Source organism: Diplocloster hominis (assembly GCF_032380655.1).
In the GTDB taxonomy this organism is placed as follows: Bacteria; Bacillota; Clostridia; order Lachnospirales; family Lachnospiraceae; genus Diplocloster; species Diplocloster hominis.
Map to the genome: position 1 here is coordinate 159,343 of NZ_JAWDIY010000007.1, position 16,270 is coordinate 175,612.

General features: G+C 46.6%; 10 protein-coding genes and 4 tRNA genes. 8 read left to right on the top strand and 6 right to left on the bottom strand.

The annotated features are described in order from the left end of the window. Window positions 1-12: 12 nt before the first annotated feature. Together nth and ABC831_RS08980 are read right to left on the bottom strand one after the other, a co-directional pair. The gene (gene nth, locus ABC831_RS08975) at window positions 13-660 is read right to left on the bottom strand and encodes an endonuclease III (protein ID WP_343247811.1); all 648 of its coding nucleotides are present in this window, start codon (window positions 658-660) and stop codon (window positions 13-15) included. After that, window positions 653-2,416, bottom strand: coding sequence for a B12-binding domain-containing radical SAM protein (locus ABC831_RS08980; RefSeq protein ID WP_343247812.1), 1,764 nt, complete (start codon window positions 2,414-2,416; stop codon window positions 653-655). The genes nth and ABC831_RS08980 overlap by 8 nt, the downstream gene beginning before the upstream one ends. A gap of 1,165 nt (window positions 2,417-3,581) precedes the next feature. Between ABC831_RS08980 and ABC831_RS08985 the strand changes: the two genes are divergently transcribed. From ABC831_RS08985 to ABC831_RS09010, 6 genes are all read left to right on the top strand, one after another. Then, window positions 3,582-3,663, top strand: a tRNA-Tyr gene (locus tag ABC831_RS08985). A gap of 8 nt (window positions 3,664-3,671) precedes the next feature. After that, window positions 3,672-3,744: transfer RNA gene (locus ABC831_RS08990), tRNA-Phe, on the top strand. A 26-nt stretch (window positions 3,745-3,770) separates the two neighbouring features. Next, window positions 3,771-3,841 (top strand) — tRNA-Gly (locus ABC831_RS08995). Between the two features lie 31 nt (window positions 3,842-3,872). Then, window positions 3,873-3,944, top strand: a tRNA-Gly gene (locus ABC831_RS09000). A gap of 169 nt (window positions 3,945-4,113) precedes the next feature. Then, window positions 4,114-4,374 carry a hypothetical protein gene (locus ABC831_RS09005; RefSeq protein ID WP_343247813.1) on the top strand — a complete coding sequence of 87 codons (261 nt, stop codon included), beginning with the start codon at window positions 4,114-4,116 and terminating at the stop codon, window positions 4,372-4,374. Window positions 4,375-4,468: 94 nt separating this feature from the next. Then, complete coding sequence (locus ABC831_RS09010; protein ID WP_343247814.1) at window positions 4,469-4,765, top strand: helix-turn-helix domain-containing protein; 297 nt, start codon at window positions 4,469-4,471, stop codon at window positions 4,763-4,765. A 193-nt stretch (window positions 4,766-4,958) separates the two neighbouring features. Here the strand turns inward: ABC831_RS09010 and ABC831_RS09015 are convergent, their stop codons facing one another. The 3 genes from ABC831_RS09015 to ABC831_RS09025 all read right to left on the bottom strand — a co-directional run bounded on the left by ABC831_RS09015 (window position 4,959) and on the right by ABC831_RS09025 (window position 11,446). Continuing rightward, a complete protein-coding gene (locus ABC831_RS09015; RefSeq protein WP_343247815.1) occupies window positions 4,959-8,231 on the bottom strand; it encodes a response regulator in 3,273 nt (1,090 codons plus the stop codon). A gap of 17 nt (window positions 8,232-8,248) precedes the next feature. Beyond that, window positions 8,249-10,330, bottom strand: coding sequence for a PTS sugar transporter subunit IIC/EAL domain-containing protein (locus ABC831_RS09020; protein WP_343247816.1), 2,082 nt, complete (start codon window positions 10,328-10,330; stop codon window positions 8,249-8,251). 117 nt (window positions 10,331-10,447) lie between these two features. Then, the gene (locus ABC831_RS09025) at window positions 10,448-11,446 is read right to left on the bottom strand and encodes a YeiH family protein (RefSeq protein ID WP_343247817.1); all 999 of its coding nucleotides are present in this window, start codon (window positions 11,444-11,446) and stop codon (window positions 10,448-10,450) included. Between the two features lie 154 nt (window positions 11,447-11,600). Between ABC831_RS09025 and ABC831_RS09030 the strand changes: the two genes are divergently transcribed. Next, a complete protein-coding gene (locus tag ABC831_RS09030) occupies window positions 11,601-12,515 on the top strand; it encodes a LysR substrate-binding domain-containing protein (RefSeq protein ID WP_343247818.1) in 915 nt (304 codons plus the stop codon). Between the two features lie 31 nt (window positions 12,516-12,546). Here the strand turns inward: ABC831_RS09030 and ABC831_RS09035 are convergent, their stop codons facing one another. Then, window positions 12,547-14,646: a glycoside hydrolase family 13 protein gene (locus ABC831_RS09035; protein ID WP_343247819.1), complete on the bottom strand. Its 2,100-nt coding sequence runs from the start codon at window positions 14,644-14,646 to the stop codon at window positions 12,547-12,549. Window positions 14,647-15,577: 931 nt separating this feature from the next. On the opposite strand from ABC831_RS09035, the gene ABC831_RS09040 reads away from it, so the two are divergent. Next, window positions 15,578-16,105, top strand: coding sequence for a hypothetical protein (locus ABC831_RS09040; RefSeq protein ID WP_343247820.1), 528 nt, complete (start codon window positions 15,578-15,580; stop codon window positions 16,103-16,105). Window positions 16,106-16,270 lie beyond the last annotated feature (165 nt).

Below are 16,270 nucleotides of genomic sequence, written 5' to 3' on the forward strand. Positions count from 1 at the left end.
TCCGGGGCGCTCTTATTTTCGCCCGTTCTTCCTCTTTCCATTGTATTCCAGACAATAGTCCCTCAAAAAACACGCTTCACATTTCGGGCTTCTGGCAAAACAGATGGCCCTGCCGAATGTGATAATCTGTATATTATATAAAATCCAGTGGTCTTTTGGCAAGACTTTCATCAAATCATATTCGATTTTTTCCGGATCTTCTTCCTTTGTCAGCCCCAGCTTCCGGGAAATCCGCTTTACATGGGTATCCACAACGATGCTGGGCTCATGATAAATGTTCCCTCTTATCACATTGGCGGTCTTACGTCCCACCCCGGCCAGGGAAGTCAGATCTTCTATAGACTCCGGTACCTCCCCGCCGAACTCCTGCACCAGCCTTCTGGCACAGGCGATAATATTTCTGGCCTTATTGTGATAAAATCCTGTAGGCTTAATATCCTGCTCCAGCTCTTCCAGGTCCGCGTACGCGAATTTTTCCAGGGAATCGTATTTCCGGAACAGATCTTTCGTCACGATATTCACCCTGGCATCTGTGCACTGCGCGCTCAGCATCGTGGCGATCAGCAGCTGCCAGGGCGTCTCATGGTTCAGATAACACTTATATTCCGTAGTATATGTCTCATCCAGTAAATCCAGGATCGCTTTTGTTCTCTTAGTCATACTCTCTTCCATCCATATCCTCTACCTCCAAAACCAGAGCTTCGTTCGTCAGGGGATTCTTATGTTTATAGTCAAAAAGCAGCACTGTCAGCCCATTTTTCTTTTTTCCGGCCCCGTTCACTGGATAACGGAAGTACTCCAGATGAGTCATCCTGGCCATTTGTGCGGCATCATATCCCTCATAATCCCGCAGATAAGAACGCCTCTTCTCCTCCCGCCGGTAAAAATTACGGCTCTCCTGCTTCCATTGCTCCTGTGAGGGCGCCCATTTTGGACGGCTCTTTACATTTTCACGCAGATACAGGTCATATAATAAAAGTTCCCGGTACAAAGGCTCCCGCTCCGGATCCACGTTTACGGAAAACGCAAGCAGGATGTCATACTTCTGCAGCCTGGACTGGCTGACCCGGTCATACCCCTGTTCTTCATAATAATCTGCCAGGCCCTCATACAGGGCAAAAGGATGCTCAAAAACCGTAACCAATTCCTCCAGCACATGACGGAACTGCCCGCTGTTATAATAAGTCTCCAGCACCCGTTCCACAGCCTTCAGTCTCAAAACCTCTCCATAGGACAACCATCTGGTACTTAGCACCTCATATACGGGCTTCTTCTGATAGACCAGCCCATATTCCGCGGCCTTCTCGTGCATCCTCGAACCCTTCAGCACCTTCAGGAATCCCAGCTGCAGCTGTTCCGGCCGCAGTCCATACACATCGTTAAAGGAGCGGATAAAGCTCTCCATCCCTTCAAACGGCAGTCCCGCGATCAGATCCAGATGCTGATGAATGTTCCCCGCCTGTTTTATTCTGCGCACCCGGTCCGACACCTTTTGAAAATCCATACTTCTGCGGATCTCCCGCAGGGTATCCGGATTCGTGGACTGCACACCGATCTCCAGCTGGATCAATCCCGGCCTCAGCGTCTTAAGAAGCCCCATTTCCTCTTCTGTCAGAATATCCGCCGCGATCTCAAAATGGAAATTCGTCTTTCCCCGGTCATGCTCCGCCAAAAAGCTCCAGACCGCCATAGCAAAATCCGGTCTGCAGTTAAACGTCCGGTCCACAAACTTCACCTGCGGCACCTCATACCCGATCAATACCAGCAGCTCCTTCTTCACAAGATCCAGATCCCGAAACCGCAGCCGCTTATCCACCGAAGAGAGGCAATAACTGCAGGAAAACGGGCATCCGCGGCTGGCTTCATAATAGATGATCCGGTTCCGGAACCCGTTCCTATCGGTGTAAATAAACGGAATACGGTTCATATCCATAGGTTCTCCGGGCGGGTTCACCTGAATCTGCCGGTCCTTCCCGCGCCACACGATCCCCTTCAGCTCCTCAAGCTTACTGTTTCCTTCTATATAATGCCGGGCCAGCCCCCGAAAGATCTCCTCTCCCTCGCCGACCATGATCCCGGTAACTTCCGGCATCCGTTTAAGCTCCTGCACCGGATCAAAGGACACCTCCGGCCCGCCAAGCCACACCGGCACCTCCGGCATCACCTGTTTGAGATCCGCCACCAGATCCCTGATCAGATCCATATTCCAGATATAACAGGAAAACGCCAGCACATCCGGGCAGGCCCCATAAAGCCCGGCCAGAATATCCTCCCTGTAATGATTAATCGTATATTCCCGTATCTCTATAAATTCCTCATATTCCTTCGCATAAGCCTTCAGGCTATACACCGCCAGATTTGAATGGATATACTTCGCATTCACGGCCGCCAGCACTATCTTCATCTTTTTATTCAACCTTCATTACCCCTTATTATCACCTTAGTATATCCCATTCCCTTCTGATCCGCAATGGATATTTCCGGTAGAGCTGGGGGGGATTGGGCTAAGGGCCGGGATGAGAGGGAACGGGCGTACCCGGGCGGCACCAGGCGGCAATTCTCGTGGGGCCAAATCACTTCGGCCGGGCCTAAGAACGGCTAACTCCGAGGGCGGGAGAACCTCTTATTGGCAGGGCCCGGAACAAACTCGCCACAATACGGCTCGGACAGTGTTCCGGGCCCTGCGAGGTTCTCCCGCCCTCTGCGTAAGCCGTTCTAAGGCCCGGCCTCAAGTGATTTGGCCCCACGAGAATTGCCGCCTGGTGCCGCCCGGGTACGCCCGTTCCCTCTCATCCCTGCTTAACTAATGGCCTTTACCAGGTTCCGTTAGGGTTAGGAAGTGTCATACATGGTGAATGGCTGCTGCCTGTTCTGTTAAAATGAGAAGATTGGGAGATCGTATTTTATAAAATTTATAAGCCCTTGAATCCTGCGAACTGATTATTAAATATTACCGTGCTGTCCGGACCAGCTGTTCCGGATAGCGGGTCAGCAGCTGGGCTTCTTTATAAATACAAGTTATAGATGCTGGGAGTCGCAGTGACTGTGATAGCAGCGCGGATAGAAACCGTTTGATTCCCTCTCATTTCATCGTTCAGGCAGCTATCGCTCTGAAGATGACACGCATAGTATCCTGGAACATGGAACATGGCTTATAGTACAGCAGGGCTGAGCGGGGAGGGGCGTGTCTTTGGGTGCCGGGCGGCAAATCCCGCGGGGCCAAATCACTTGAGGCCGGGCCTTAGAACGGCTTACGCAGAAGGTGGGAGAACCTCGCAGGGCCTGGAACACTGTCCGAGCCGTCCTTTGGCGAGTTTGTTCCAGGCCCTGCCAATAAGAGGTTCTCCCGCCTTCGGAGTTAGCCGTTCTTAGGTCCGGCCGAAGTGATTTGGCCCTGCGGGATTTGCCGACCGGCACCCAAAGACACGCCCCTTCCCGCTCAGCCCGGCCCCACCTCAAACATCCCACCCCCCATAAACAGTAAATCGGCAGCCCAAAATACCATAAATTTGAAAAAATGTCTTGCACTTTAAAAAAAGCTATGGTATAGTATGTAACTGTCAGGACGCTGGTTCTGGTATGGATGGATTCCCGAGTGGCCAAAGGGGGCAGACTGTAAATCTGTTGGCAACGCCTTCGAAGGTTCGAATCCTTCTCCATCCACTGGTTTTGCCCAGATAGCTCAGTTGGTAGAGCAGAGGACTGAAAATCCTCGTGTCGCTGGTTCGATTCCGGCTCTGGGCATTGTGTTTTACGTTTTTTGGAATGATGCAGGTGTAGTTCAATGGTAGAACACTAGCCTTCCAAGCTAGATACGTGGGTTCGATTCCCATCACCTGCTTTTGAAAGCTTCCTATTTGTATGTAGTATTTGCGCGAGTGGCTCAGTGGTGGAGTATCGCCTTGCCAAGGCGAGGGTCGCGGGTTCGAATCCCGTCTCGCGCTTTTTTAATTGCTGAAATCGCCTTGTTTCTTGAGGGATTTCGGCTTTTTTGTTCTCATTGTTGACAACATTACAACATTATATAGATTTTTAAAATATATCGCTTGTTTATACAACAAAAAAGTTGTATAATATATTTGGATAATGAAATACTATATTAAGAGGAATTATATGAAAATACACAGTTACCTATCAGCTGGTGGAAAAGATTTAATAATGGAATATATTATGAATCTTACTGAAGATGAAAAAGTAGATGGACTATCAGTTCTTGAAGATATGGAGAATGGAAAAACTGATTGTTTAGTAATGAAAAGATGGGATGGGAAAATATGGGAAGTATACTTTAGAAAACATAATCGTATCTTCTATGTTACTGTCGATGGAATAGGATATCTACTTATTACATGCTTGCAGAAAACAAAAGAATAAAACAGAAAAGAAAGATAAAAGCATTATATTAAAAAGAGCGAAAGAGTTGGGTAAGCTCCTGAAAAAAACTTTTATATAATAGGAGGTGTGTACTATGCCCTTTGCAGAAATAAATATAAAGGATACAATAGTTAAAGAAGAGCAGCGTAATCCGGAATTTGCTAAAAAATGGAATGAAAGCAGAACCGAATACAAATTGCTCGCTGAATTAGTCCGGATACGGAAAGAACAAAATATGACCCAAAAGGAATTGGCAAAAATTACCGGAAACAAACAACAAGTGATATCAAGAATTGAAAAACGAGAGAATAGCCCCACGTTGAAAACATTCTGCGGATTATTAAATACTCTTGGATATGAGTTACAAATTGTGAAACGTAAAAAAGTTTAAGTGCTGTAGTTGCTTAGAGGTTGATAGAAAAACAGTTCTACCAACCTCTATTTATAAGGTGTTAGTTTTTATGTTGCAGACAGCCTGCGGCACAGAGGATAATGAGCGTTAAATGGTTAAGGACCTGATGGAATTGATATCCACCGGGTCCTTATTTCATCTTTATCTGTATTTTTTAGTATCAGCTGCCGGCCTATAGGAGGCTTTCCAGTTCCTGGTATAACTGGTTGATGTCGATTGGCTTTACCAGGTAGCTGTTGATGCCCGCTTCCTGGGCTTTGCTTCTGTCATCATCGAATGCGTTGGCCGTCATAGCTATGATCGGAATCGTGAGGGCGTCGGGACGCTCCATCTGCCTGATCATCCGGGAGGCTTCCAGTCCGTCCATAACAGGCATTCGGATGTCCATCAGGATGGCCATGTATTCTCCCTGGGCGGCATGCCGGAACGCTTCTACAGCGAGGACCCCGTTGACAGCTGTGTCTACTTTGATGTCCTTTAGTTCCAGTAAGGATTTGGCAATATCCAGGTTCAGCTCATTGTCTTCCACCAATAGAACTTTTTTTCCCTCCAGATGGAACTGCTGCTCTTCCCTCCTTTTTTCATGAGGGGTCACCCGCAGATTCAAAAAGGTATCACATATCGTGGACTCAAACAGGGGTTTGGATATAAAGCAGCTGGCTCCGGCGGCCCTGGCCTCGTCCTCTATACTATTCCAGTCGTAGGCGGAGATAATAATGATCATGGTGTCCGGACCCACCAGTTTGCGGATTTCTCTGGTGGTCTCTATTCCGTCCATTCCCGGCATCATCCAGTCGATCATGGCAATATCATAGACTTTGCCGTCTGTCAGGGAACGGCTGACCTCTTCCACCGCTTTTTTCCCGCTGTCTACCCATTTCGACGCCGCTCCGATGTCTTCCAGGATCAGGGCGGTCTGCTCGCCGATCATGGGGTCGTCATCCACGACCAGTATCTGTATTCCCTTTAAAAGTTCTCTGGTCTTTCTATCCGCTTCCGCATGCTCATCATCTTCCGTGAGCTCAAAGGGCAGTTCCAACCGGAAAGTGGTTCCCGCGCCCTTTTCACTTTCCACACTGATACTTCCGCCCATCAGCTGGGTCAGATTGTATACGATGGATAAGCCAAGGCCGCTCCCCACATTGTTTCTGGCAAAATCTCTGGACTCTTGCTCAAAAGGCTGGTATATTTTGTGCATGAAGTCTCTGGACATACCGATTCCTGTATCTCTCACAATGAACTTCAGGTAAGCAAAACCATTGGTTCTTCTGTCTTCTTCAATGGAGATCATTATCTTACCGCCGGCTGGTGTGAATTTTATGGAATTTGAGAGTAAATTCACCAGGATCTGATTCAGGCGCAGCGCATCTCCGATATAATACCGTTCCAGCGGCTCCTGGTGGTACACATCGAATATAAGGTTCTGGGCCTGAGCCTGGGGATAAATGATGGTATTGATTTCATTCATGAACTGCATAAAATCGAACTTTTCATGGGAAATGGTCATTTTTCCGCTCTCGATCTTAGACATGTCCAGGATGTCGTTGATCAGCGACAAAAGGTACCGGGAGGATGCGTCTATCTTTTCAAAACAGTCCTTTACCCGGACCGTGTTTTGTATTTTCAGCTGTCCGATCGTGCTCATCCCGATGATGGCATTCATCGGTGTCCGGATATCGTGGCTCATACGGGACAGGAAATCAGATTTTGCATTGTTCGCCGCTCTGGCCGATTCCAGCGCATCCCTTAAGAGCTGTTCCTGCTTCGCCTGTTCCGCCCGCTGTTCATCTAATACTTTTAACAGTAAAATAGCCAGCACATCATCGTTATAGGGATTATCCACATGAATCACATGCAGCGCAACCCAATGATACTCGCCGTCATCTCCCCTTTGGCGGATCTCAAGATAGCTCTCCTGATTTCCCTCCCGGAACCGTTTTATCAGCACTTCCCTGCTGAGCGCGCCGGCGAAATCCGCTTGATAGGAGGAATAGACCGTACTCTTTGTAAAGGCCATCAGATCATCAAAATTACCGCTGGGAATGGTTTGGATGATGAAATTGTCCTCTATAAAACAATCAAAGGTATTCTGTGTCAGATTCACACTCATAATAACCGGGTAAGCGGTACATATCGCCGCCCGTAAAGAACGGTTTTCTATCAGCCGCTCTTGTTCCTGCTCCAGCTGCAGCTTCTTGTTCTCCGTAATATCCACAAATACGGCCTGATTCACTTCCAGCCCATCCGTATTAATCACCCGGCCCACGGTCGCATTGATCCAGCATACACTTCCGTCTTTGCGCCGGCCCTCCCGGTTATAAGAGATCGTCTCCCCGTTCAGTTTGAGACCTTCCACAGCCTTCCGGGTTCTGTCCAAATCCGGTTTTTCTACCAGCTCGAAGGGGCTTTTAAAATTCTCCCAGTATTCCTCCCTGCTGTATCCGTAGATCTCCCAGGTCATACGATTGGCATATACTGTGCGGTGGCTGGGATCCGTGGTAAACTGCAGGATTCCGCAGGGTACGGTATCATACAGCCGGGTCAGGAATTGTGCCTGACGTTTTACTTCTTCATCTGCCTTCTGGATCAGGAACTCCTGCTCCTTACGTTTGGTAATGTCGGATATAAAACTGTAGATCACCTCTTCCCCGTCAGTGTCGGTTAAGTATTTCCCCTGCTCCAGAACCCAGATCACTTCTTTATTTTTCTTCAATACCCGGTATTCTACCGAGTAGGTATCGTCCTTTGCGAGGCTTTCATCCACCTGCTTTTTCATGGGAGCATAGTCCTCCTCACAGATAAACCCCTCACAGCAGAAACGGCACCCCGCCAAACACTCCTCCATCGAGGAATAACCCAGCATCCGGCTCAGGCTCTCGCTGATCCATTTAATCCCATAGGTGTCATTATTGTAACAGATCTGCATACCTCCGGGAAGCTGGTTCATCATCAGATCGATCTGCCGGTCTTTATTCACCACCATCTTCTGCAGCTCTTCGTAGGTTTCCTTCGCAGCCTGAATCGGAAACAGCTCATCATCCTTTACAGCCGAAAACGGAAGGGAATTGTGAATATGTACAGTCTGATAGGTATCTCCGGCTTTCTTAAAAATGAAGCTGATTCTCTGATGCACCTTCATCTTAGCCTCAAGTTCCGGCACGGTTTCCACCCAGCTCATACCTTCGCACAGATAATAGGAATCCCCCAGCGGAACCGTCACATACTCCGCATCCCACATCCGGCATCGCAGGAGATCCCCTTTTCCATCCCGGAAACATTTTGCGACATTGTCTTTCCCTTCCGCTTTCTGGAATTCTCCGCCGCCCAGCCATACGATTTCCGGTGCAAAAGTTGAAATCAGGAATTCCACATCACTTTCACAAAAATACTTGCGCAGCAGCTTATCGGCTAATTCTTCTACTTCCTGAATTTCCTTTGACTTCATTTCATTACTCCCTTTTCTTATTTCATCCATGCCGATTGATAAGAGGAGCAGAAATTCATAAGCTCCTCAAAAGGCACTGCAGGACTGTACAGATAGCCCTGGAACATTGTACATCCCAAATCCAGAAGAACATTCCGAATCTCTTCATTTTCCACCCATTCCGCCACAACACGGAAGCCCAGATTTTTACCCAGACTAATAATAGATCCCACGATCTCCCTGCATCTGGCATTGTCCACAATCTGACGTACCAGGCTGCCGTCCAGCTTCACATAGCGGAACCGGTTGGAGCGCAGATATTTGAGCGAGGTCTGACCCATACTGAAATCATCGATCGCCATAAAAATCCCATTTTCACTGAGCAATTCAATATTTTCTCCTATATACGGCAGATTCACCAGGGATGTCTCCTCCGTCACTTCCAGGATCAGCTGATTATTTACACCAAAATCCGCGGCCAAACGGATCATATTGCGGATCAGCTTTTCGTTATTCAGCTGTTCTGCCACAATATTCGCGGATATCTGGAAATCCGGCTCCACCTTCCCGCGAATCCGGTACAGATCATGGCATACGGTAGTCAAAATACACCAGGTCAGCGCTTCATAGCAGCCGTCCTCTCTGGCCAGGGCTATGACTAACGGCGGGTACACGGTCTCCTCCTTATATTTCCAGCGCAGAAGCGCTTCGGCTCCAATCACCCGTCCCCGATCATCCACCTGCGGCTGATAAAAGACAGGGACCGCTTTATTTTCCACATCACTTCTGAGCTGTTCCGCCATTGCCTTAGCTATCATACCAACACTGTCATTCCGCGAAAGATAGTTCATATCCGAACCTTCCTCTTCGCCGGTCCGGAAACACCTCGTCAGCTCAGCCACCATATACTGGCTTCCGTCCGCCTGCACTCTCTCCCACAGCTTTACAAAAGGCAGATAAATGCCGGTTCCAACCACCAGTATGATCAGCTGCACCAGCATTCCCCGCCAGGAACCCGTAGCCAGGTAACCGCTGAAAAAAACCGGAGTCGTCCAGGTAACCGACTGGGTCGCCGGCGGCATAAAACCCACCGTCACTGCGGTATAGGCGATAATGAGAGATAACACAGGCACCAGAATAAAAGGTAGGATCATAACCGGATTCAATACAATCGGCAATCCAAACACAAGTATTTCATTTATATTAAATAAACCAAGGGGGGCTGCAGAGTACACCAGATTCCGGTTACTCTTAACCTTTGAAATCAGGATCAGCGCAAGCAGAAGGCAAACCGTAGTCCCACTGCCGCCGATCACTGCAAAGTTATCCAGAAATGATTTTGATATAATCGTTTGTTCTCCTGTAAACACAGTCTGGGCGACCGTGTCCAATGCGTTTCCGCCATGGATTCCAAAAATCCACAGTAAATTCTGAAGAAAGGTAAACAGTACTCCATTCGCCAGTTCCCCATGCAGATTACCAAAAAGTGACTGCAGAAGGGTACTGATCAGATCGTTGAGATTCGCAACATGCAGAAGCGTATCCATCAAAAGATTACTCACCGCAAATACGGCGACACTAACCGCCATTGGAAGGATAGCGGTCATGGAACTACGGAAATGGATATCCACCCCGGCCGCGTAGGAGCGGAACCTCCGAAAGACATTTAATTCCATGGCAAAGAACAATCTGGTAGCCAGAATCGAACAAAGCATCGCAGTGAATACTCCGATTGTTCCAAAGCTCTCAAGCTCCAGTGAGCCGCTGGCTCCTCCAAAGGACGCAATGAAACAGGCCAAAGCCGTCGTCATAGCCATCAGCCGAAGCCCTGTATTCCCCGCCACAAATTCACCGGAATAATAATAACTGATTCCCAGTACCAGATACAGGGAAACAAATCCTGAAGTCGAATCAAAAATAAAGTTCATCAGGCGCAGCAAAAAGCCCCCACCAAACTCGGCGATCCATTCCTGAAACGCCGGGATCGGGAAGCTTCTGATCAGAAGCGCAAAGGAGCCGGTCAATACAATCGGTATCACCAGCAGAAATCCCTTCTTAACCGCAGCAAATACAGTATGATGCTCTAACGCATACATCCAGCCCTGTACTCTGTCATACATCTCTAAGTCCTCCCCAAAGCTCTGTCGATAACAGTATCCTTATCATAACATATTCTTTGAAAAGAAAAAAGAATTCTTTCGTGACAACTGGCTGGCTGCGGGTTGGCGCTCCTTATCCTACCAGATTTCCAAAAAGTACTGCATGCACAGGCTGACACAGGTGATTCCCACCCAGCAGCAGAATCCCATCAGGATCGGTTTTCCCCCTGTTTTTATCAGGCGGATGATGTTGGTATTCAGCCCAATGGCTGCCATGGCCATAATGATAAAGAATTTACTCAGGTTTTTGAGCGGGGATGTTACTATGGCCGGCAGGTTGAATACGGTTGTGATGACAGAGGCCAGGATAAAGAACAGAATAAAGACCGGAAAAATCTGTTTTAACTGGATGTTGGCTGTGTCCTTGTTTTTTTCGGTTTTCACACGGATAAAGGCCAGCATGAGAGAAACCGGGATAATGGCCAGTGTTCTTGTCAGCTTTACAATAGTGGCGGCCTGCAGCGTGTTGCTCCCGTGTATACCGTCCCAGGCGGAAGCGGCAGCTGTCACGGATGATGTGTCATTGATTGCCGTGCCGGCAAAGAGGCCGAAACCTTCATTGCTTAACCCCAGCAGATGGCCCAATGTGGGAAAGAGCAGCGCGGCAGCTATATTAAACAGGAAGATGACGGATATGGATTGGGCGATCTCTTCATCGTCCGCGCCCACGACAGGCGCAGCCGCGGCTATGGCTGAACCGCCGCAGATCGAGGAGCCTACCCCCACAAGGGCCGATATCTTATAAGGCATCTTCATCAGTGCGAACATCAGCGCCGCTATGATCAGTGACGTAGATATGGTCGCGATGATGATCGGCAGCGACTGTTTCCCTTTTAGCAGGATATCGGTCAGGTTCATGCCGAAACCTAACAAAATGACCGCGTATTGCAGTATCTTCTTCGATGTGAAGCCGATTCCAGGCTGTACCGCCTGCTTATCCTTCAGCAGAAGTGTAACAACCATACCGATCAGGATCGCGAACACCGGTCCTCCCACCACCGGAAGCAGCGTTCCCAGGAACCAGGCCGGTATTGCGATGAGCAGACATAAAAGTACCCCTTTTGCATTCTTTTTCATAATTTCCTCCCACACGCATGGAATGCGTCTAAACTTATTTCCTCATTTTTCCATTTTCACAAGGGAGAGTATATCATGGAATAAGAATAAGATAAAATTATATATATTTATCAAATGATAAATATATGTTATGATTAAACAAAGAGGTGATCTTATGTTGGATTTTCGAATCAATACGTTTCTGAGCGTATGCAGGCATATGAGCTATACAAAGGCCGCCGAGGAGCTCCATATTACACAACCGGCCGTCTCCCAGCATATCCATTGTCTGGAAATGGATTATCAAACGAAATTATTCCGGTACGCGGGCAAAAAGCTCAGCCTCACAGATGCCGGCAGCCTGCTTCTGAATACCGCGATTACGATGAAGCATGATGATGTACATCTGAGAGACCAGCTGCACCAGCTGCAGGCCGGGAAGTCGAGCCTGACGTTTGGGGTGACTCTGACGGTAGGGGAATTCCTGATTCCCCATCATATCGCTTCTTATCTGAAAAATCATCCGAACACATCGGTCAAAATGATCGTGTCCAATACGCAGGACCTGCTGGCCAAGATTAACCAGGGAGAGATTGATTTCGCTTTGGTAGAGGGATTTTTTAATAAAAGCGAATACGACTATCTGGTTTATGCCAAAGAGCCGTTTATCGCGGTCACCGCTTCTGATTACCAGTTTAAAAAACCAGTGCATTGTATTGAAGATCTGCTGGAAGAGCGGATTCTGCTCCGGGAAGCCGGCTCGGGAACCAGAGGGGTATTGGAACGTTATCTGGAAAGCTGTAACCTGACGGTCGGCGATTTTTCAAATACCGCACAGATCAGCAGCATCCGCGCACTCCTTTCTCTGGTAAGAGAAGGCTGCGGCATCACATTTTTGTATGAAGCCGCAGCCATGGAGGATCTGGAAGCCGGCCGGATGCAGCGCATCCCGCTTCATGATTTCCGGATCACTCATGATATTACGTTTTTATGGCGAAAACAAAGTATTTTTAAAGACTATTACGAAAATCTATTCCAGGAGCTGTCCGCTACAAAAGACCAAACTTCAGACAGCAATACCGATTATTAAATGCGATCCATGCAGGTGCTATAATAACCGGCTATGTCCGTCTTCTCAGGATTACGGAGGAAAATGGCGGCAGCCTTAATTCCAGCCTGCCTTCCATGGCCCTGTACCTCTCCGGTTCCGTCGTATGACCCTCCCGGGTGGTCAGCATCAGCCGTTCCAACTCACATTCCAGGGGAATCCCGGTCTCCCATACGGATATCTCCATGAGGGCCTCCTCTTCCCGGTTGTTCATGGCGATAACGATCTGCTGTCTGCGGTCGAACCTGGCATAGCTCACCATGTTCTGCTCCGCCGCCAGCAGCAGGATCGATCCAAAAGTCAGCACTTTATTTTCTTTGTGGATGCGGATCATCTCTTTGTGGAAATCAAGCAGCTCCAGATCCTCTCTTCCCCAGGGATAGGATCTGCGGTTATCCGGATCTGTAAATCCGCACAGCCCCGCTTCGTCCCCATAATAGATCGTAGGAGCTCCGGGCATGGTAAATTGAGCCACCACAGCTTCCCGGAATACGCCTTTATTTATCCCCTCTTCGGCCTTCTCATGTCCCAGGCGGCCCACACGGCCCACCACATGATTCGTGCGGGTCAAAAAGCGGGAATGGTCATGATTCGACAGCTCATTCATGGCTACCAGCATGGACGGCATCAGGAAATTGGACATATGGTGTTTTAACGCGCCCACCAGGTTTTCCGCGTTTCCCAGCATATCAGGCCGGAACTCATCACTGTGCTTTTCCATTCCCGTCAGAAACCAGGTAATCGGCTCCATAAACGCGTCATAGTTCATTACCGTATCCCATTCGTCGCCCTGGAGCCAGGCTCCGGGATTCCCATAATGTTCGGCCACGATCAGCGCCTGCGGATTCGCCTCCTTCACCACCCTCCTGAAATCCTTCCAGAACTTGTGGTTGAACTCGCCGGTATGACCCAGATCCGCAGCCACATCTAACCTCCAGCCATCCGCCGAGAATGGCGGCGACACCCATTTTACGGCCACTCCCAGCACATAATCATACAGTTCCCGGGATTGTTCATAATTTAGCTTCGGCAGTGTGTCATGCCCCCACCACCCGTCATAGTACGGATTATAGGGCCACTCATGCTCATTATTGAATTTAAAGAAATTCCGGTAAGGACTGTCCGCAGACACATAAGCACCGGGCGCATATCCCTGAGCCCCCTCATAGATCCGCTCCCTGTCCAGCCATTTATTAAAGGAACCGCAGTGATTAAACACCCCGTCCAGAATAATCTTCATACCCCGTCTGTGAATCTCTTCGATCAGTTTGATCAGCAGTTCATTGCTGGCCTCCAGGTTCTCCCTGTCAGTAACCCGCTGTATATATTTGGACGCTCTCGCATTATCATTCTCCCATTCAGGCAGCGGTTCGCCCCCGTCATTTACAATAACGCCGAAATGCGGGTCCACATAATCATAATCCTGGATATCATACTTGTGATTGGATGGGGATACGAAAATGGGGTTCAGGTAGACGACCTCCACCCCCAGTTCCTGCAGATAATCCAGTTTCTCCATAACGCCCTTTAAATCACCGCCGTAGAAGGATCTGACATCCATCGCGTCCGGAAGCTGGTACCAGTCGTCTACCTTCTTGGTTCCTTCTTTAATATAGATATATTCCCGGTTTTCCACATCATTGGAGGGATCTGCGTTGTAGAACCTATCCACGAAAATCTGGTACATCACCGCGCCCTTGGCCCAATCCGGCGTCTTGAAACCCGGCACGATGCTGAACATGTAATATTCCTGGAGATCTTTAGAAATCCCGCGTTCATTGTAAAAACACCGTATCCGTCCTGCATTAATCTCAAAGAAATAAAGAAGCGGCTCCTGCCCTACCGTTATTTCCACCTTATAGTAATCAAACGGCCCCTCCGTCAGTTCTTTTTCCATCAGCTGCCGCACCTGTCCGCTGATAAAATATACACTGTCCACATTATTTTTCCCCGTCCGGCACCGGATCGTAACAGTTTCCCCTGGCTCCGGCTCCATAGGATTCCGATAGGTAAGCGTCCCATCGCTGAAAATCGCTTTTTTATTCAAAATGGGATTCAGGCTGTTGATATATTTCTGCTTTTTCTCCAATATTTCCAAGTCTTCCAAATACATCCCGATACTCCTTTTATATCATTATATGTCAGCTTATATTACTTCTATTCTATAGCAGAGGATAGCTTTATGCAAACTTATTCTTTCCAAAGGAATACGCTTGCTCCAATCATTCCTGCAGCGGATACATCCTCCTACCTATCTGTAACCGGTAAACGGCACGCTCTAGGGATCACTCCTTGTCAAATAGTTTTACCAACCCAAATTTAAAATCAGTTATTGTATTGAATTATCCATTTTGCATGTTAATATTAAAGATAGTTATGATTAACGGGTCCCAAAAAACCGCAGTAATTATTTTCCCTTATTAATCAGGAAGTATGAGGGGGGCGTCAATTGAAATATTTCATTCGGGGTAAAAAATCTGTTGTTATTTTCTTGATCAGTTTTATTATTTTTAATTATCTTTGTAGTTTCCTGAAATATTATGTTTGTTTTACAGGTAAGATAGAATATAGCGGTTCTGTTTTAGAAGGTTTAAATTTTATTTACTTTTTTATTTTTATTATATTTCTTTATTGTAACTTCATAATATTAAAACTGTCTATGGCATCAGGTAATACGAGCATATATTTTGTTTTACTTTATTGGCTTATTACATTGATTCATCAAATTTCATTTCCTCTCAATGCTTTGGTTTCGAGCTTTCATTGGATTCCTACCAATTTAATATTTTTATATAAAGATATCATACAATTAATATCAACTATCTCAGTATTTATAAACTATTCATGGGAGTTGTTTAGCATTCCTGTATCAGTGAATATAAATTTATTTGGTTTTATAAATAATCCCTACGCAGACTATCTTTTAAGGATTTTTATCAATATATTTTTTATTGGCTATTCTGGTTATTATTCCATCAAAATTTTTAATAAAAAACGGCATATAAAATAGCGATGCCTAACTTAAGAAATACAGAGGTGTTAAAATGAAAAATAAAAAATTCACTGCGCTATTAGTCCTATTTGTTATATTTAATATAATAACAAGATATTGTAAATACGATTTAGATATAGCGGTTAATGATAATAAAGTTTTCGGTATACTGTTATTTATCGTATTTATAGTATGGAATATAGTTATCTTATATAGTTCGGTCAAATCTCAAAATTCCAGTATATATTTTATTCCTTTATACTGGCTCATTACAATTTTGGCGCAGTTTGAAAAATATGTTAGACATGCGCTATATCCCATGGAAGTCTCATTTATAGAATTTACCAGCAAGACAATATATCGATTAATTTTAGAACTCTCTGTCTTTATTAACAGTGCAGGTAAAGCGTTACATCTCACGAAAGAAATTAAAATTACTTTCTTTCGTGAGACTCTTGTATTGCCTTTCGATTTGTTTTTAAGATGTATGATTTTTGGTGCTTTTTTCGTCTGTTCTGTCTATTTTTCTGTTAAAAGATATTTGAATATGAAACAATCGGATATATCCTCTCAAGACTGATCGAGGGCTATTGAGCGCTTTTTTTACACATATAATATGCTATCCTTATAGTCTTTTATCAGATAAGTACTTCAAGAGCCAATCACGCATCCCTCTGATGTGACAGTAAATTTTACAATTAATAATTAAGTTAGAAATAGGACATTAAACTTGTACACTTTATCT